Source organism: Bacillus salipaludis (genome assembly GCF_030938565.1).
Classification (GTDB): Bacteria; Bacillota; Bacilli; order Bacillales; family Cytobacillaceae; genus Neobacillus; species Neobacillus salipaludis_A.
Genome location: NZ_JAVGVR010000001.1, coordinates 4,163,854 through 4,181,468, shown reverse-complemented (window position 1 = coordinate 4,181,468; position 17,615 = coordinate 4,163,854). Strand labels below are relative to the sequence as shown.

Annotated in this window: 20 protein-coding genes; 10 read left to right on the top strand and 10 right to left on the bottom strand. The window is 36.3% G+C overall.

Features of this window, described 5'->3' with window-relative positions:
• Window positions 1-101 precede the first annotated feature (101 nt).
• Both RCG21_RS20830 and RCG21_RS20825 read right to left on the bottom strand, forming a co-directional pair.
• Window positions 102-1,088, bottom strand: coding sequence for an inorganic phosphate transporter (locus RCG21_RS20830; protein ID WP_133334774.1), 987 nt, complete (start codon window positions 1,086-1,088; stop codon window positions 102-104).
• A 37-nt stretch (window positions 1,089-1,125) separates the two neighbouring features.
• Window positions 1,126-1,740, bottom strand: a complete 615-nt coding sequence (locus RCG21_RS20825) for a DUF47 domain-containing protein (RefSeq protein ID WP_133334776.1) — start codon at window positions 1,738-1,740, stop codon at window positions 1,126-1,128.
• Window positions 1,741-1,997: 257 nt separating this feature from the next.
• Here RCG21_RS20825 and RCG21_RS20820 point away from each other — a divergent pair, with 257 nt between their 5' ends.
• Window positions 1,998-3,275 (top strand): VTT domain-containing protein, encoded by a 1,278-nt coding sequence (locus RCG21_RS20820; protein WP_133334778.1) that lies wholly within the window; start codon window positions 1,998-2,000, stop codon window positions 3,273-3,275.
• 30 nt (window positions 3,276-3,305) lie between these two features.
• Here RCG21_RS20820 and serC read toward each other — a convergent pair whose 3' ends face one another.
• From serC to RCG21_RS20805, 3 genes are all read right to left on the bottom strand, one after another.
• Window positions 3,306-4,403, bottom strand: a complete 1,098-nt coding sequence (serC, locus tag RCG21_RS20815) for a 3-phosphoserine/phosphohydroxythreonine transaminase (protein ID WP_133334780.1) — start codon at window positions 4,401-4,403, stop codon at window positions 3,306-3,308.
• A gap of 293 nt (window positions 4,404-4,696) precedes the next feature.
• The gene (locus tag RCG21_RS20810; protein ID WP_133334782.1) at window positions 4,697-4,813 is read right to left on the bottom strand and encodes a YjcZ family sporulation protein; all 117 of its coding nucleotides are present in this window, start codon (window positions 4,811-4,813) and stop codon (window positions 4,697-4,699) included.
• Window positions 4,814-4,851: 38 nt separating this feature from the next.
• Window positions 4,852-4,953, bottom strand: a complete 102-nt coding sequence (locus RCG21_RS20805; RefSeq protein WP_133334784.1) for a YjcZ family sporulation protein — start codon at window positions 4,951-4,953, stop codon at window positions 4,852-4,854.
• Window positions 4,954-5,406: 453 nt separating this feature from the next.
• Between RCG21_RS20805 and RCG21_RS20800 the strand changes: the two genes are divergently transcribed.
• Window positions 5,407-6,864 (top strand): sensor histidine kinase, encoded by a 1,458-nt coding sequence (locus tag RCG21_RS20800; RefSeq protein ID WP_133334786.1) that lies wholly within the window; start codon window positions 5,407-5,409, stop codon window positions 6,862-6,864.
• The gene (locus RCG21_RS20795) at window positions 6,861-7,553 is read left to right on the top strand and encodes a response regulator transcription factor (protein WP_133334788.1); all 693 of its coding nucleotides are present in this window, start codon (window positions 6,861-6,863) and stop codon (window positions 7,551-7,553) included. The genes RCG21_RS20800 and RCG21_RS20795 overlap by 4 nt, the downstream gene beginning before the upstream one ends.
• Window positions 7,554-7,644: 91 nt before the next feature.
• Here the strand turns inward: RCG21_RS20795 and brnQ are convergent, their stop codons facing one another.
• Window positions 7,645-8,997: a branched-chain amino acid transport system II carrier protein gene (gene brnQ / locus RCG21_RS20790; RefSeq protein ID WP_133334790.1), complete on the bottom strand. Its 1,353-nt coding sequence runs from the start codon at window positions 8,995-8,997 to the stop codon at window positions 7,645-7,647.
• A 252-nt stretch (window positions 8,998-9,249) separates the two neighbouring features.
• Between brnQ and RCG21_RS20785 the strand changes: the two genes are divergently transcribed.
• The 3 genes from RCG21_RS20785 (at window position 9,250) to pdxR (ending at window position 11,932) form a co-directional block, all read left to right on the top strand.
• Window positions 9,250-9,768 carry a DUF2269 family protein gene (locus RCG21_RS20785; RefSeq protein WP_133334792.1) on the top strand — a complete coding sequence of 173 codons (519 nt, stop codon included), beginning with the start codon at window positions 9,250-9,252 and terminating at the stop codon, window positions 9,766-9,768.
• Window positions 9,769-10,007: 239 nt separating this feature from the next.
• Window positions 10,008-10,394 carry a YkvA family protein gene (locus RCG21_RS20780; protein ID WP_133334794.1) on the top strand — a complete coding sequence of 129 codons (387 nt, stop codon included), beginning with the start codon at window positions 10,008-10,010 and terminating at the stop codon, window positions 10,392-10,394.
• A 101-nt stretch (window positions 10,395-10,495) separates the two neighbouring features.
• Entirely contained in the window at window positions 10,496-11,932 is a 1,437-nt protein-coding gene (pdxR, locus tag RCG21_RS20775) for a MocR-like pyridoxine biosynthesis transcription factor PdxR (RefSeq protein WP_133334796.1), read from the top strand.
• Window positions 11,933-11,982: 50 nt separating this feature from the next.
• Here the strand turns inward: pdxR and RCG21_RS20770 are convergent, their stop codons facing one another.
• The 3 genes from RCG21_RS20770 to RCG21_RS20760 all read right to left on the bottom strand — a co-directional run bounded on the left by RCG21_RS20770 (window position 11,983) and on the right by RCG21_RS20760 (window position 13,292).
• Window positions 11,983-12,414 carry a YfmQ family protein gene (locus tag RCG21_RS20770; RefSeq protein ID WP_133334798.1) on the bottom strand — a complete coding sequence of 144 codons (432 nt, stop codon included), beginning with the start codon at window positions 12,412-12,414 and terminating at the stop codon, window positions 11,983-11,985.
• A 52-nt stretch (window positions 12,415-12,466) separates the two neighbouring features.
• The gene (locus RCG21_RS20765; protein ID WP_133334800.1) at window positions 12,467-12,661 is read right to left on the bottom strand and encodes a hypothetical protein; all 195 of its coding nucleotides are present in this window, start codon (window positions 12,659-12,661) and stop codon (window positions 12,467-12,469) included.
• 199 nt (window positions 12,662-12,860) lie between these two features.
• Window positions 12,861-13,292 carry a Gp49 family protein gene (locus RCG21_RS20760; RefSeq protein WP_133334802.1) on the bottom strand — a complete coding sequence of 144 codons (432 nt, stop codon included), beginning with the start codon at window positions 13,290-13,292 and terminating at the stop codon, window positions 12,861-12,863.
• 273 nt (window positions 13,293-13,565) lie between these two features.
• On the opposite strand from RCG21_RS20760, the gene RCG21_RS20755 reads away from it, so the two are divergent.
• Entirely contained in the window at window positions 13,566-13,715 is a 150-nt protein-coding gene (locus RCG21_RS20755) for a hypothetical protein (RefSeq protein WP_165976264.1), read from the top strand.
• A 157-nt stretch (window positions 13,716-13,872) separates the two neighbouring features.
• Here the strand turns inward: RCG21_RS20755 and trxA are convergent, their stop codons facing one another.
• Complete coding sequence (gene trxA, locus RCG21_RS20750) at window positions 13,873-14,193, bottom strand: thioredoxin (protein ID WP_133334804.1); 321 nt, start codon at window positions 14,191-14,193, stop codon at window positions 13,873-13,875.
• Between the two features lie 121 nt (window positions 14,194-14,314).
• Here trxA and RCG21_RS20745 point away from each other — a divergent pair, with 121 nt between their 5' ends.
• The 3 genes from RCG21_RS20745 to RCG21_RS20735 all read left to right on the top strand — a co-directional run bounded on the left by RCG21_RS20745 (window position 14,315) and on the right by RCG21_RS20735 (window position 17,501).
• Window positions 14,315-15,229 carry a LysR family transcriptional regulator gene (locus RCG21_RS20745; protein WP_133334806.1) on the top strand — a complete coding sequence of 305 codons (915 nt, stop codon included), beginning with the start codon at window positions 14,315-14,317 and terminating at the stop codon, window positions 15,227-15,229.
• A gap of 87 nt (window positions 15,230-15,316) precedes the next feature.
• On the top strand, window positions 15,317-16,171 hold the full coding sequence (locus RCG21_RS20740; RefSeq protein ID WP_308913725.1) for an MBL fold metallo-hydrolase: 855 nt from the start codon (window positions 15,317-15,319) through the stop codon (window positions 16,169-16,171).
• A gap of 130 nt (window positions 16,172-16,301) precedes the next feature.
• The gene (locus tag RCG21_RS20735; protein ID WP_133334810.1) at window positions 16,302-17,501 is read left to right on the top strand and encodes a class I SAM-dependent rRNA methyltransferase; all 1,200 of its coding nucleotides are present in this window, start codon (window positions 16,302-16,304) and stop codon (window positions 17,499-17,501) included.
• Window positions 17,502-17,615 lie beyond the last annotated feature (114 nt).

The window sequence follows — 17,615 nt, the reverse complement described above, 5'->3', positions numbered from 1 at the left end:
AAATGATGTTTCTGTGAACCAAAAAGAATCCCATCTGAATTTAAATCAGATGGGATTTTTATGATTTGTCAATGAGGAAAATCATGTCACCAACTAAAGTATTATAAAAAAATCTTTATGATGGTTATGAAAATGCCAGCAATTGCAGCAGAAATCGGTAATGTAATCACCCATGTAATGACCATTCTTCCTGCAACACCCCAATTGACACCTCGAAATCGCTTTGCAGATCCAACACCTAATATTGAACAGGAGGCAACATGAGTGGTTGAAACGGGAACACCTAATAAAGTTGCTCCCTGCATGACGGCAAAGGATGATAAATCTGCGGCAAATCCATTAATGGGCTGTACTTTAAATAATTTTTTAGCTACCGTTTTAATAATCCGCATACCGCCAATCATGGTACCAAGTCCCATTGCTGCTGCGCAAATCAACTGAACCCAAAAAGGGACATCAAGGGTTGATTGGTATCCGGCTGCTACTAATGCGAAAACAATAATTCCCATTGTTTTTTGCCCATCATTTCCCCCATGTGAAAAAGCAGCTAATCCACCGGCTATAACTTGAATCGAACGAAAACCACGGGTGGCACGGTGAGGATTCGCATTTTTGAAAAGAACTCTTAATATTTTCATGAGAATAAAGCCTACAAAAAAAGCTAAAAAGGGTGAAATAATTAAACCTTTAATAATGTCAGTGAATCCTACCCAGTTGATGGAATGTAGTCCTGATCCAAAAATAACAGCTCCAGCGACTGATCCAATTAATGTGTGGGATGATGAAGAAGGAATCCCAAAATACCAAGTTATCAGATTCCAAAAAATTGCAGATAGTAAAGCGGCAATGACGATGGCCATTCCGTTTTCAATATGGAAGGGATCAGCGATTTTTCCGCCAATTGATTTTGCTACCGCTTGAGAAGTGATTGCACCGATAAAATTTAAAACACCCGCAAAAATCACAGCAAACCGTGGTGATAGAGCTCTTGTAGAAACCGACATGGCGATTGCATTTGCTGTATCATGAAAGCCATTAATGAAATCGAAAGCTAAGGCAAGAACGATAATGATGACAATGATTGTCATGAGATCCTCCTTCAGTTAATTTTATTTTTAGTTGAAATTAGGAGTTCTTCATAATAATGGTTTCTAATGTATTGGCTACAGATTGACAGTAATCGGCGATATCTTCGAGCTCTTCATATATTTCCTTATATTGAATAATTCGAATCGGATCTTTTTCAACCTCGAACAAATGTTTAATGGATTTTCGTAGGATTCCATCACATTTTGACTCAATATCTTTAATTTTGATTGAATGTTCCCGAATAGGTTGTAGTTTTTTGGACGATAACAATTCGATGGCTATATCGATTTCATCTGCACATTTTCGAATCCCTTCAACAAATTGAAGCATGAATTCGTCCGCATTCGTAATAGAATACATTTCAAAAAGAGAAGAAGTATGCTCTAATCCATCCAAAACATCATCCATCGTCATGGTGAGTGCTAGGATATCTTCGCGTTCGATTTGGGTAATGAAGGCATTGTTTAATTCTTGGATGACTTCATGAACATAGGTATCTCCTTTAGTTTCATATTCCTTCATTTTTTCAGCGAAGATTTTAAGATCGCTGACGTTATTAAGTTTGTAATCAGCGAAAAAATAGGCACTTTCTTTCAAATTTAATGAAATATTACTTAGGTAGTTTGCGAATTTATCTTTCTTTTTTGCCATTTTATTTCCTCCACAGCGCTCAAATAGTATTTTAGGTAAATAAGATACTTATTTATTTTTCCATTAAGGGAAATATCAATTCATTTTATTTATAATAAGCAAGCTTGGTCTATAAAAACATTGTACGTTCTCTGTATAATGGATTAATAATTCATGAAAATGCCAAATCTATTTATCAATCGTGCTACATTATTGTTAGAACTAAAATTGATGATAATCAGTTTAGTTCGTTTCTCTTAAAATTTGGAGGAATTTCTATGTCACATTTAATCACTTTATTTGAACAACACAGTTATCTGATTTTATTTATCGGGATTTTTCTAGAACTCATGGCTCTGCCTATATCTGGGGAATTTTTAATGAGCTATGCAGGTTATTTTGTCTATCAGGGGAAAATGAATTACATTATGGCACTCCTGACTGTTTTTTTAGCAGGTGGTGCAGGTATTACAGTTACGTATTGGATTGGGAGGGCAGGGGGATATAAACTGATCGAAAGATACGGGAAATATATTCATCTAGGACCTGAACGTTATAGAAAAACAGCTGCCTGGTTTGAACGATCCGGAAGTAGATTGTTGGTCATTGCTTATTTCATACCGGGAATTCGACATTTCACCGGTTATATTTCAGGTATTTCCAAAATGCCGTTCCGAAAATTTTTTATTTCAGCTTATATTGGTTCCTTCCTTTGGGGATTCTGCTTTATTACACTTGGAAAGGTATTAGGGCCTCGCTGGCAGGTTTTCCATCATGCAGCTAGTAAATATTTTGTTATTTTTATTATTATTTTTGCCATATTGTTAGCAGGGTATTTAGCGTATCGTTTTTATAAAAATCAAATTAAGGACTTTTTCATTCGTTTCGTAAAATGGTTAATCTTCCGTTTTAAAACGATTCGGGCAACTGAAATCTTTCTTATTTTTCTTACGCTCGCTTTTATTGGGATGGTTACCCTAATGTTTGGAATTGCTCAAGACTATCTAGCGAATGACTTTTTAGAATTCAATGAAGTAACGGAATATCTGGTTAAGTCTGCGGTATATTTGGGATGGATGAGGGGATTTTTAGTGTTACAATTTCCTTATCTTCTTGGAATCATCATAGCGTTAACTGTTATTCGGGTATGGAGAAAAGGGCGGAATAGGGGATTAGAGTATCTTCTGCTTGTTGTTACAGTCGCAGGAGCAAAGACCTTTCATGATTTGCTCATGAAAGCCTTTCTATACCTGCAGTCTTATGGTTTCGTAGGGAAATTTCATTCAGCTAATTTTCCTGACCTAAAAGCGATGATTTTCATCATCATTTATGGAACATGTATCTTTTTACTTGTCCGGCATTCGAAAGCGAATATCACAACGATTATAGTCCCTTTATTTGGGATTATTCTATTAGTATGTGTAACCATAGCAAACATTGTAACGACTGATGTTCTTCCAAGCGATATAATGGGGGGGTATGTCTATGGAGGAGTTTGGATCTTTTTTAACTTCTTATTGTTTGAAATGTTTCGGCTTGTATTGGAAAAAGAATGAGACTGCTAGATTTAGCAGCCTCATTTTTTATTAGTTATTTTCCTTCTGAAACTTCACCATAAAATCGCTAAATGCCTTACAAGCTTCATAAGGAACTGCATTGTAAGTAGACACGCGGCAGCCGCCAATAGAACGGTGACCGTTTACACCGACGAAGCCTTCTTGTTTTGCTTGTTCTAAGAATTTTTTTTCTAATTCTTCTTCTTTTAAGTTGAAGGTGATGTTCATCAATGAACGGCTGTCCTTTTCAGCATGGCCGATATAGTAACCTTCACTTGAATCGATTGCATCATAAATGAGTTTTGCTTTTTTCTCATTCAGCTCAGCAATCGCCTCTATTCCACCCAACTCTCGAGCCCAATTAAGAACTTCGCCAAGCATATAAATGCCAAAGGTTGGTGGTGTGTTATACAATGAATTGTTTTTAGAATGCGTGCTATACTTCAGCATCGTTGGGATATTGGTGTTCGCTTGTTCAAGGAAATCTTTGCGAATAATCACAACGGTTACACCTGATGGACCAAGGTTTTTCTGAGCACCAGCATAGATTAAAGCAAATTTGCTGACATCAATTGGTCTAGAAAGAATATCACTCGACATATCGGCAATCAACGGAACGTCTCCAGTGTTTGGGTATTCCTTCCACTCTGTACCGTAAATCGTATTGTTGGAAGTAATGTGCACATAGGCATCATCCTGTTTATACTGCAATTCATCATGTTTAGGAATGCTGCGGTACTTGTCTTCTTTCGTAGATGCAGCTTGATAAGCTTCCCCGAAGAGTGCGGTCTCTTTGAATGCTTTTTCAGACCAAGATCCTGTCATCACATAGGCCGCTTGTTTTCCCGGTTGTAAAAAATTCATCGGAATCATAGAAAACTGAAGACTCGCTCCACCTTGAAGGAAAAGGACTTCATAGTTTTCAGGAATAGACAGCAATTCTCTTAAATTGCTGATTGCTTGATTATGTACTACTTCATACGCTTTACTGCGGTGACTAAGTTCCATGACAGACATTCCCGTTCCACGGAAATCAACCAATTCCAATTGCGCTTTTTCTAAGACGGAAATCGGTAAGGCAGAGGGACCAGCATTAAAATTATAGGCACGCTTTGTTTGTAGTTTCATTATGAACTCACCTCAAATTTTGATTTACTTGAATATAACATATTTTTTTAATTTTTAGGATAAATATTTTAATGCGTGAGGGAGTAAATCATGGTAAGAAAGGGTTTCCAATGTTGTATTTAAGGGAAAAGAAACGAGGATTATTTTTTTTAAAAAAAGGTCACCAGTCCAATTTCTACGTATTTATAAATTGTAGAATACGTACGTTATGTAATAGGAGAAAAGCCTTTTTCAGGCTTTTTCCCTACTTGAAAATCCCCGTTTTTTAGAAAAGTAATAGGATTTTATTCTAATTAATAAAAACAAGCTGCTCCAACAATGATTAAAAGAATGAACAATACAACGATTAAAACAAAAGTGCTGCCGCCATAGAAGCCGCCGCCTCCGTATCCGTATCCACCGAAGCACATAGGGAGTCCCCCTTTTCATAAGAAATTGAAATCATTTTTTAATAAAATCCGCCACCAATGAAAGCTGTCCCTACAATAATTAGCAGGATAAATAATACAACGATTAAGGCAAATCCGCCTCCACCAACACCATCAGACATAATATCGAACCCCCCTTCACAAGTTAATAACAAAATATGTAAAAAATAAAAAATTGGAAGGGCACCTTTCAAAAAAGGCTAGAATGTAGGGGGATTTTTTTGAATATTCCTTTTGAATAAGCCCAGAGAGGTCTATTCAGCAGACTTTAAAAAAACATCAACAAGGTACCGCCGCCCTGACTGATGCATAAGCTTTATAGTACCTCAAAAACAATAGTAATCTCACGAAATTTAAAAAGGTCCCTTTGATGGGACCTTTTTGAATTTTATAGACAGTTTCTAAATTCAAATTTTGTATAAGACAATAAAAGGGGTCTGACCCCATTATTTATACATTTTTTAGATTTGTTTTAGAGATGGTTTAGATATGTTGGGTATGATGAACTTAAAGGTATGAACTAAAATTTAAAAGGATTGAATTGGTTTTAAACCATTTTTAAGGAGATTTTTTATATGTCAATTAAAACGAGATTATTGCTTTCTTATCTTGCTATGACATTTATTCCCATCATCATGTTTGGTTTCATAGTAACGACACTGTTTTCTACTTTGTATAAAGATATGGCAGGAACCGGGGGTGGGAAGCGAATGCCAGTGTTTTGGGAAATGGCGAATCAACGTCGAGACCTGATTGCTGGTGTAAAATTTATGGCGCAAACTGATCCTGACAGATTTACTAACAGCGAGTTTCTAAAAAATACGGATAAAAGAATGAACATTTTGCATTCAGGACTAGTTGTCATGGAAAATCATAAAGTTACCTTCTCTTCTCCATTCGTTGACAGACTGGACCTTAAACAGTCGCTTCAAGAGTTGACCACGAATAATGGACAAGTCCGTTGGGGGAAAAATCGGTATTCAGTAGAAAAGTACAATATCAAATTTAGCAATCACTCAAGCGGCACTGTATACCTAATTACTGATTTAACCCCCTTTTTCAACGAAGCGAGAAAATTTTTCCCATTGCTTATATTGTCCCTGCTTTTCGTGATTGGGCTAACTAATGGTTTTCTTACTTTTATCGTTTCCCGTAGTTTTATTAAACCTATGTATACCTTAAAACGGGCTGCTGAGCAAATAAAAGAGGGTAATCTACAATATGAGTTGAAGTTGAAACGAAAGGATGAAATTGGGGAATTGGCAGCTTCGTTTGAAGAAATGCGTTACCGGTTAAGCGATTCAATTCAGCTTCAAATCCAGTATGAAGAAAACCGGAAAGAACTAATATCCAATATTTCGCATGATCTAAAAACCCCAATTACCGGAATTAAAGCTTGTGTTCAAGGTATACAGGACGGAATTGCGGATTCTGCATCAAAACAGGATAAATATATCAATATGATTGCAAAAAAGGCAGAAGACATGGACCATTTAATTGATGAATTGATGCTGTTTTCCAAACTGGATTTGAAACGACTGCCGTTTTATTTGGAATCAATGGATATAAATGCTTATTTGCGTGATTGGGTAGAAGAATTACGCACTGACCCAAGAATGGAGAAAATCGGAATAATCTTTTCTGACAGTAACAATCCTATTCCAGTGATAGCTGACCGCGAAAAGTTGTATCGGGTTTTGATGAATATTATCGATAACAGCTTAAAATATATGGATAAGGGACAAAAGGAAATTTGGATATCATTACTCGATTATGATGACAAAGCTACTGTACGCATTCAGGATAATGGTCCCGGAATTGATAGTGAGGCGCTACTTCATATTTTTGATCGTTTTTACCGAGCAGACCCTTCAAGGAACTCAACCACAGGAGGAACCGGCCTGGGACTTGCAATTGTCAAACAAATGATTGAAGGGCAAGGGGGGAGTGTTTGGGCAGAAAGTCAAATAGGTGAAGGGACTAGCATTTATTTTACATTGCTAAAAACCACAAAGGAGGGTGAGCACAAGTGAAACGAATCTTAATCATCGAGGATGACCCGGTGATTGTGGAGGTAGAAAAAGATTATTTAGAAGCTAGTGGGTTCAAAGTGGATATTGCAACAAGAGGCGATATTGGTCTCAATATGGCTCTTGAAACGAAGTATGATTTAATCATACTTGATCTCATGCTTCCCCATACGGACGGCTTTGAAATTTGTAGAAAAATCCGCGAAGTGAAGAATATCCCAATTCTAATGGTTTCCGCGAAAAAGGAGGAGATTGATAAAATACGCGGACTTGGACTTGGAGCAGATGATTATATGACGAAACCATTCAGTGTCGGTGAGTTAGTTGCCAGGGTGAAAGCACATCTATCAAGGTATGACCGATTAATCACAGATAACCAGACGAGACAAAAGGATGAAATCCAAATACGTGGAATTCGAATAGATCAGTTATCTCGAAAGGTGTTCGTAAATGAAAAAGAAATCTCATTTACGTTGAAAGAATATGATTTATTGTTATTTTTGGCCAAACATCCAAACCAGGTATTCAGCAAAGAGGATATATTTGAAAAAATCTGGGGACTTGATTCGATGGGCGATACTGCCACTGTTACGGTTTATATCGGAAAATTACGTGAAAAAATAGAACTCCATCCATCTAAACCGCAATATATCGAGACAATTTGGGGTGTTGGTTATAGATTTAATGTTTAATTGTCCGAAAAAGAAAAGGTTTTTCAATATAAAAATAATAAACATTAGAAAAGGGCTATCAAATCGCAAAGATTTGATGGCCCTTCTCTAGTTATCGTATTTCAATTTTTTTTAACCGTGTTGGCCACAAATTGCCGATAATGGCTCCAACAACTGCTGGTAAGATCCATCCAAGACCAAGATCATAAAGCGGTAAATAATTTACATAAAACGATTTAATCGATTCGAATAAAGCAATAGTAGCTCCCGGTAAGCTGCTTACTAATGTGCTATAGCCATCGAATATACTTACAAAAAATGTTAGGAGCATCGTCACTGCATAAACACTTCGTTTATTGCCAAAAAGTGGTGAACAAAGTGCCAATAAGATAAGAACTATGGCCAGTGGATACAAGAACATTAATACTGGGATCGCGAATTGAATGATATTCGTTAAGCCGAAGTTTGCGATTATGAACGAAACAAGACAAAGGATTGCCACGAACCATTTATAGCTTACCTTTGGAAAAACTTCATGGAAAAATTCACTGCATGATGTGATTAGACCGATGCTCGTTTTTAAACATGCAAGGACGATAATGATAGCCAATAAAATGTTGCCGAATGAACCGAAATAATACTGAGCTACCTCCGCAAAAATCAAACCGCCATTATCGAATTTCCCTATTGCTGAAACACTCGATGCCCCCATATAGGTGATGAGTCCGTAAATAAGCATCATAAGTCCCATCGCAAAAATACCTGATTTCCAGGTTGCTTTCGCAATAGATTTCCGGTCGGTGATGCCTTGGCTCTTGATTGCATTGATGACAACAATACCGAATGCGAGGGAGGCCAGGGCATCCATTGTGTTATAACCCTCTTTAAAGCCCGTTATAAAAGCTAGTCCGCTATAGTCACCCGTCGGCTTACCGAAGTGACCCATTGGTTTGACAATGGCAATGATTATTAACACGAATAAAAATACTAAAAACGCTGGTGTTAAATATTTGCCAATATAGTCCATAATTTTTGCAGGATTTAATGAAAAATAATAAACAATTGCAAAAAATAAAAAGCTAAAGAGTCCGAGATAAAGACTAGTGTGCGCTGGATTAATATACGGTTCAAATCCGACAACAAAGGGTACCGTTGCAGTACGTGGAATCGCGAAAAACGGACCAATTGTTAAATATAGAGCCATTGCGAAAACGACTCCAAATAATGGGTGTACGCGATTAGCTAAATCTCGCAAGCCATTACTTCCTGATAGACCTATTGCTAGAATTCCCATAAAAGGCAGCCCAATGGCTGTGATTAAAAAGCCGATTAATGCCGGCCAAAAGTTCGTACCAGCAAGCTGTCCCATCTGGATGGGGAAGATCAAATTACCCGCACCAAAGAATAGTCCGAACAACATCGTACCAATGACAGCATACGTTGAAAATGGTATTTTTTGTGGCATACAAATTGCTCCTTCTAAAAATTTAATATTGTTGTTTTTTAAAAATAATATAATAATATAATAATTTCGTCATTATTGAAAGGGCGTTATAACATTTTCACTCCTTTTCTAAGATATTTTTACTATTCATTAAGAAATTACTTCCGTATCTTATCTATATTTTTATACTTTTTTTAGATTTGCTTTAGAGTCCTTTTAGACCCAACGATTATCATTATGAATAGTAATAGTTTTGAAGGAGTGATTCATGGAATGAGAAGACTAAGTTTAACGAAAAGAAAATGGCTGTTGATTCTTCATTTACTGTTTTCGGCCATTATGTTAGGAGTTTCTATTGTTTTTCTAATTCTAAGTATAACGGCTGCAAATACAAACGATGTAAATGTGTTGAAAGCATGTTATTCCAGTATGCATGTGCTTGCGAAGACATCCATTCGTGCTTCAACAATCGGCACCGTAATAACAGGAATACTACTTTCCGTTCTGACCCAATGGGGATTGTTCAAATTTTACTGGATTATTGTGAAAGAATGGTTGACGCTCCTCTCACTTATATTGGGTCCTTTTGCTATGTATAGCTTAACACTTAAAGCAGTAACACTAACAGCCAATAATGGAGTCAACGTTCTTTTCGATCCAGCTTTTACAGTGAATAAATGGCAGCTCTGGTGTGGGATTATTCTACAAATCATTTCACTTGTTTCGATGTTCGTGATTTCTGTTTTTAAGCCATTGGGAGAGAGAAAAAAGAAAGAGATGAAAATTGCGTAATAATGAGAGGGGACAAGACAAGTGGAAAATTAAAATAGAAAAGTGTTAAATAAGGATAATAAACAAGGATCTGCAAGTGTGTGCACAGTAAGATTTTTGAATATGAAGGCAGCTTAGAGGCCATACATTATTACATTTATTAAATTCAGTTAAAAAATGTCAGCAGTGGTCAATACTAACGGATAGAATAAGATCCGCATAATATATCAGAAATTGTTCATTTTTTAAAGGAGAAAAGCATGGGTAAAATAAAGACTTGGGCGAAAAATTTGAAACGAAAAATATTTATTCTTTACTTTGCATGCAAAGATAAAAGAGTTCCTTGGTATGCAAAAACGTTTACGGCTGGTGTTGTCGCCTATGCCTTCAGTCCCATTGATTTAATCCCCGATTTTGTACCAATCCTAGGCTACCTGGATGATATTATTATTGTTCCATTGGGAATTATGCTTGCCTTAAAGATGATTCCTAAAAATGTAATTTCTGATTGTGAACTGAAAGCAGAAGAAATGTTGAAAAAGGGAAAGCCAAAAAATTGGGTAGCTGGTTCACTCATTATTAGCATTTGGAGTCTATTTATCCTCTTGCTGATTATAAAGGGATATCAAATTATGCAGGGCCAGTGATCAAAACACTGGCCTTTGTTCTTATTTCAAATGCTTTTTTTTTGACCTTGAAAAAGTATACAATAGTTTAACAGAGTAAATGGAAATAGAGGATGTAACAAATGGATTGGAAACCGGATCGAGAATCGAAAATACCTATTTATAAACAACTTGCTGACTATATCGAAAACGGGATTGCAGATGGAACCTTTCCTCCTGATAAACCACTGCCATCTGAAAGAGGTTTGGCGAAAGAGCTTGGAATCAACAGAAGCACGGTTATTTCTGCCTATGACGAATTGGAAGCAAATGGACTCATTGATCGGAATAGAGGCAGTGGAACAACGGTCAGCAAAGATATTTGGGGGATAGCCAAGAAACGGATCCCTAGTTGGAATCGGTACATTGAGGCAGGTTCGTTTTTACCTAATTTGCCTGTCACTCAAAGAATACATAAAGAAATGGTCGAGCAAAATCTGATTAATTTAGCGAGTGGGGAATTGTCTCAGGATCTTTTTCCGATGACTTCCCTAAGGGAGATTACTTTCAACCGATCGTTTATCGGAACCTTGGGATATGATCATCCCCAAGGGAATGCGATCCTCCGGCAAACGCTAACGAATCACGTGAAACAGTTTCGTAGTATAGAAACGAACCCATCATCGATTTTAATTACATCAGGGGCACAGCAAGCTTTGCATCTTGTCGTCCAATGTTTATTAAAACCTGGAGACGGCGTTGCGATTGCAAATCCTTCCTATCATTATAATCTGCCTGTTTTTAAATCAGCCGGAATCAAAACTTATTCTTTAAAAATGGATAAGGAAGGGATTAACCCTTTAGATATAACGACATTGTATAAAAAACATCGAATCCGAATGATTTTTATGAACCCTATTTATCAAAATCCCACAGGTACGCTAATGTCGGAAGAAAGGAGAAAAAAGGTTCTGGAGTTATCATCCGAATATGGAATTCCGATTGTAGAGGATGATCCGTACAGTTTAACCTCTTTTACAGGGGAAAAGATGCAGACGCTCAAATCATTAGATCGGAACGGGAATGTATTATATATTAGCTCACTAACGAAAATTGTTGCTTCAGGTCTAAGGATTGGATGGATTATTGGTCCAAAAGCAGTGATTGAACGGTTATCAGATGCTAAGCAGCAGGTTGATTATGGACATGCAAGTTATACGCAGTGGATTGCCAATGATTTTTTAGATTCAAGCGATTTTGAATATCATATAAAAAATTTAGTGAAGCAGTTAGAAAGCAGAAGAAATCAAATTGTCGTCAGTCTTGAGTCAATTTTAAAAGATCAGGTTGATTTTTATATTCCTAATGGCGGAATTCATATTTGGTGCAGGATAAAAAGGGAAGTGAATGAAAATCAATTGCTGGAGGAATCCATTAAAAGAGGAGTCATCTATGTTCCCGGTTTGACAATGGGCTCAGAGAAGGGATTTGTTCGATTTACTTTTTCAAGGGAAAAAGAAAAAGATATACATGAAGGAATTAAAAGATTTGCTGATGCTTTGAATGCAATTACAAAATGATATGAAATAGAAAAGGCGGTCATATATAAGACCGCCTTTTCTAATTCTTGTTATGCAGAAAAAGACCATTTTTGAAGGCTTTTTGAAAGCAGTTGATAGGCTACTATCTTTTTCTTGTACTGTTTGACTACTTCCACATTGTGTTTGGAACAGTAGACAAATAACCGGACATCGTTTTTACCTTCTTTTGTTTCAATGACGAAGGGGGGTTCACTGTTCTCTGGATGTAAATATAATTCCTCTGTTCCCGGATAAATATAATGCTTCTTTAAAAATGTAGCCTCATTAAATGATTGAAGTACTCCCACTTTGTTTTCACCTTCAAGTAGTTTCCCGCCAAAGGTAACGGTGACATTCATGTTGGTAAGTTTTGTATGAGTTTCAAATTTATTGATTAGCCATTCCACTGGACCGGTTGGAAGACAGGTCATTAAAATTTTCACCATACTGACGAGTACAATTGAAATCACAGCCCATGTCATCTTTCATCATCTCCGTTTAATGTATTCCAATAAAATAGTGGACCTTGTTTATTTACAGAGTCAACCAAATATAGATTCCTAGTGATATCAGAGCGATAAAAATAATGACTACATAAATTAAAGTTAAGTTCGTTGTATTTCTTCTTGTGGATTTACTGTAGTCTTCATCTGGTTTTCCGGTAATGAATAGGGTCAAAACGACAGAAATAATTAAAATTAAGATAACCAAACCTATCAATATATTCATGTTGCACCTCTTAAAATTTACTTTCTTTAGTGTTCTACTTTTTTATAATTAAATCATATCGCAACCAGAAGAAATGATAACCATCCAATTAAACTAAAAAAAGACCATCCACTTTGAGGCGCGTTTCAGCAAACCAATAGCTTAAATAATCCGGAAAATGAGAAAGGGCCGGTGATTTTCACATCACTAGCCCCTCTAATTAATACTGATATTTGTAGCCTTCTAATTCCGAAATTCTTTGTTTGATGCGTTCTAAACAAATCTGGGTATCTGTGTCTTTATTGTAATGTGCTGGATCTTGGCTCGTAGTTGATTCTGTAAGGACAAAACCATTTGCCAGCTGAACTGCAACCATTGTACATTTGCCAAAAAGCTCAATGATTTCTATTTGCGCATTTTCCATCATCGAATCAATATCCGCCAGTGTAATTTCTTGTTTTTGCACTTGTGCCCTTGGACTTACTGATGCAATAAATTTATATTCTGTTGGTTCAAATGCGATTTCAAAGGCTTGCTCTGAAATTTCAATGATCTCATTGGTTGCTAAATTTTTAACCTTCACAATCCCATCATTTGTAATTTCTAATAATTCTACTTTATTATCTGTGCCTTTTACCCGGTAAACCTTCAATTTATCTTCCCCCCATACCCATTTTCCTTCAAAATTCTGTCTAATAAGGCATCACCCTCCGGTATTGCATGTTTCATGAATAATCCACATTTATTAATAGCTTATTCAGGTCTAAACCTTCGGTGAAAGCTGAAAGTGCGGAAAAATGCAGGTATTTGAAGTTAATGGTTTTAAGGAATACTCTCTAAAATCTATAAAGAGTATAAATATTCAAGGGAATAATAACGAATCCTAAAAGTGTATTTTTTCAATCCATTTAAATGAGGTGAAACCATGAATAAGAACAATCCGATTGAGTATACTGGCAAAGTTCTGGACCAAAGAAACGACCTTACGGGTCCAGATGATGCAGGTAAGGGAAACTATCCAAAACCACCCAAAAAAGTAATGATACAACAGCAAAACCGTTCTAATGGGCAATAACCTTTTGAATGAAATTACCAATTTTATGAAATATCCTCTCATTAAAACAGCAGCCAGTTCAGGCTGCTGTTTTATAGTAATTCTGACAATGAGAATCCATTTAAAATTGTAGGGGAATCCTTTGTTCTTAACTCAAAAAAAGCTATCAATTAACCTCTTATTCAACCAACCTATGCTTTTTTATTGATTCGATCAGCATTTCTTTAGGTTGAAAACCTGTTATCCGCTTCACCAGCTGACCATCTTGAAAAAACAATAATGTCGGTATTCCAAGTACCTCAAACTGATTTATAAACTCCTCATTCTCATCGGAATTAACTTTTACTATTTTTAATTCCAGTTCCTCATCGATTTCTTCCAAAACAGCTCCAATCATTCTGCAAGGAGGACACCATGGAGCCCAGCAATCAATCAGCACTGATTTACTTGTTTGGATTTCCTTCAGAATTTCTTGCCCCTTTGCGTGTAAGATACTCATGAAATTTCCTCACCTTTCTTATTATCTTGCTTGTAGTATATGATGAGTTATAATATAAGTAAAATTAATACTTTTAATTTCTTAAATAAGTAAAAACTAATAAGTAAAAAAGAGGGAATTTATGACTATATTCCAATTAGAGGTTTTCTTAAAGGTAGTTGAAACGAAAAGTTTTACAAAAGCCGGGGAGCAAATCGGCCTTTCTCAATCTGCCGTCAGTCAAGCAGTAGCAGCCTTGGAATCCGAGTTAAATATAAAATTATTAAACCGACACAGGAATGGGGTTAGCGTTACAGAAATTGGAGAGCGTATCACGAGCTTGATTAAGGACTTGCTAACGATTAAAACAAAAATTGTAAACGAAGCAAGTGGAATGGCAGCCGTTGAAGCAGGAACAATAAAAATCGGAAGTATTTCAGGTATGTCAACGAAACTATTACCAGGAATGATCAGTTCCTTTAAAAAACGGTTTCCCGGTGTAGATGTCACTCTATATGAAGGAAATTATGAAGAAGTCAAAAATTGGATTAAATTGTCGGTAATTGATGTCGGCGTGGTCACAGAGGAAAAGCATGAATTTGAATTTATTCCCTTATTACAGGATAAAATGGTTATAATTGTTCCGGAGCAACATCTTTTGGGAAATCAATCTTCCATATTCTTAAAGGAAATCGGAAGTGAACCTCTGATCATGCCAAAGGAATGTGATCGTTTACTTCGTGCAGTCTTTAAGGAACAAGGAATAACACCTCACATTCAATTTGAAGTCAGCGACATAGCAACCATTATTGCAATGGTTCAAGAAGGGGTTGGATATACAATACTTCCGGAGTTGGCAATTCCCTCAACCTTGCCGAAGGTCACTCCTTCATACTTATCTCCTCAAGTGTACCAAAACCTAGGTCTAGAGATCCGTTCATTAGAATACATTAGTCCAGTCCTAACTGCTTTTATTCATGAGGCACAAGAATTCACAAAAAACTTATCACTAAAATTATTTAACAGCTATCATTCTGTTATTGTGAAAAAAAGATAATTTCTTTTGGAGCACTTCATCAAGTAAATAGGAAAAATTAATTGGAAAATAATAATGAATACAAGTAATCAAAGGGGGAAATTAGTTATGCATTCAATTGAGAAGATAGGTAAGCGCTTTTGGTATATCACTCCAATTTCTGAGACGGACAGGCCCATTCTTGGGATGGTGGTTGGGGATCACAAGACATTGATGATTGATGCAGGTAACTCCGAAAACCATGCCCAATATTTTTTAGCAGAACTTTCAAAAAGGAATGTCCCAAATCCTGATATAGTCGTTCTAACACACTGGCATTGGGATCATATCTTTGGCCTTCCGGCATTAACAAATACCGTATCTTTTTCCTCCAAAGAAACAAAAGAGGAAATGGAGAAATTCATTCATCTTTCATGGTCGGATGAGGCGATAGATGCAAGGGTGAAGGAAGGAACAGAGATTGAATTTTGTGCGAATGCAATTAAGCAGGAATACACTGACCACCGAGATATCACCATTGTCCTACCCGATGTAGTTTTTGAAAATCATGTGGAGATAGACCTTGGAGGAGTAACCTGTATAGTTCAGAAGGTTGGAGGTGATCACGCCTCAGATTCTGTCATCGTGTATATCAAAGAAGAAAAGATTTTATTTTTAGGCGACTGCATTTATCCCGATATTTTTTCGGAAAAAGAAAACTATACAATCAAGGAAACACTTCAACTTTTAGATAGATTAGAAACATTTGATGCAGATACATATGTCCTTTCCCATTGGACGCCGATTTCAAAAGAGGAATTTAATCAAGAAGTTACCATGCTGAGAACGATTGCAAGATTTACTGATACTTATAGCGGGGATCAACAGAAAATACAAGTAGAATATGCGAAATACGTAAAGAGAGAACTTACAGAAGACGAAATGGTAACAATCACCGATTTTGTGAATGGATATCTAATATAAAGTTCAGAATGGAAGCACCGAACTTTGGTGTTTCTTTTTCTGTAACGGAGAGAAGGTAGTGACAAGTTTTCTTTCAAATTATGACTATATATGTAACAATAGAATGTAACTTAAGGTAAGGATGGAGATAATGGGATCAGAAGTGAGTATAAAGGTGAAGGCATCGTTCGTTAACAAATATAAGGAAGGTTATCCCCTTATATCGAAACAATTGATTAATAACGCATCTGATTTAACAGAAGAGGGTATGTTGATTAACCTTGTTGATGAAGGACATACATTTATAGGAAAAGGCTATTACGGTAAGCAAAACAAAGGGTATGGCTGGGTGCTTACTCATAATAAGGATGAAAAGATTGACCAATTGTTTTTTGAAAGAAAGATTAGGGCTGCATTAGACAAAAGAAAATCGTTTTTTAAAGATCAGGAAACGACCGCCTTTCGAGTATTTAATGCAGAAGGTGATGGAATTGGCGGCTTAACCATCGATTATTTCGATGGCTATTACTTAATCAATTGGTACAGTAGAGGGATTTATACGTATAAAGACCATGTGCTTGCAACACTTAAGAATCTAGTTGATTATAAAGCAATTTACCAGAAGAAGCGTTTTAATATTGAGGGAAAATATATCGAAGAAGATGGATTTGTTGATGGAGAAAGAGGACAGTTTCCGATTATTGTCAAAGAAAATGGGATTAATTTAGCTGTCTATTTAAACGAAGAAGCGATGGTTGGGGTTTTTCTTGATCAGCGCGATGTGAGGAGAACGATTCGTGATAAGTACGCTAAAGGAAAGACTGTATTAAATACCTTTTCGTATACCGGGGCATTTTCTATTTTTGCGGCAATCGGTGGTGCTGCAAAAACAACCAGTGTTGACTTGGCTAATCGTAGTTTACCGAAGACGATTGAGCAGTTCAGTGTGAACGGAATTGATTATGAAGCCCAAGATATTATTGTGGAAGATGTTTTTCATTATTTTAAATATGCTGGTAAGAAGAAGCTAACCTTTGATATGGTAATCCTTGATCCTCCTAGTTTTGCAAGGTCTAAGAAATTTACCTTCAGTGCAGAAAAGGATTATAAAAATCTCCTGAAAGAAGCGATCGCGATTACAGAGAATAATGGGGTAATTGTCGCTTCGACTAATTGTGCTGCGTTTGACATGAAAAAGTTCAAAGCGTTTATTGATGCTGCATTTAAGGAGAGCAACAGGAAATATCGAATAGAAGAGGAATTTTCATTACCTCAGGACTTTAAAACAATTAAGCAATTTAAGGAAGGAAACTACCTTAAAGTTGTGTTTATTAAAAAGCTTAATGGCTAGAGGAATGAGTAAAAGGTAATGAACTGCACCTCAATTTTTGGTGTTATCCAATAATTGTAGGTGCAGTTTTTGATATGGCCTAATTTATGGTTGATATATATAAAGTATGTTGTA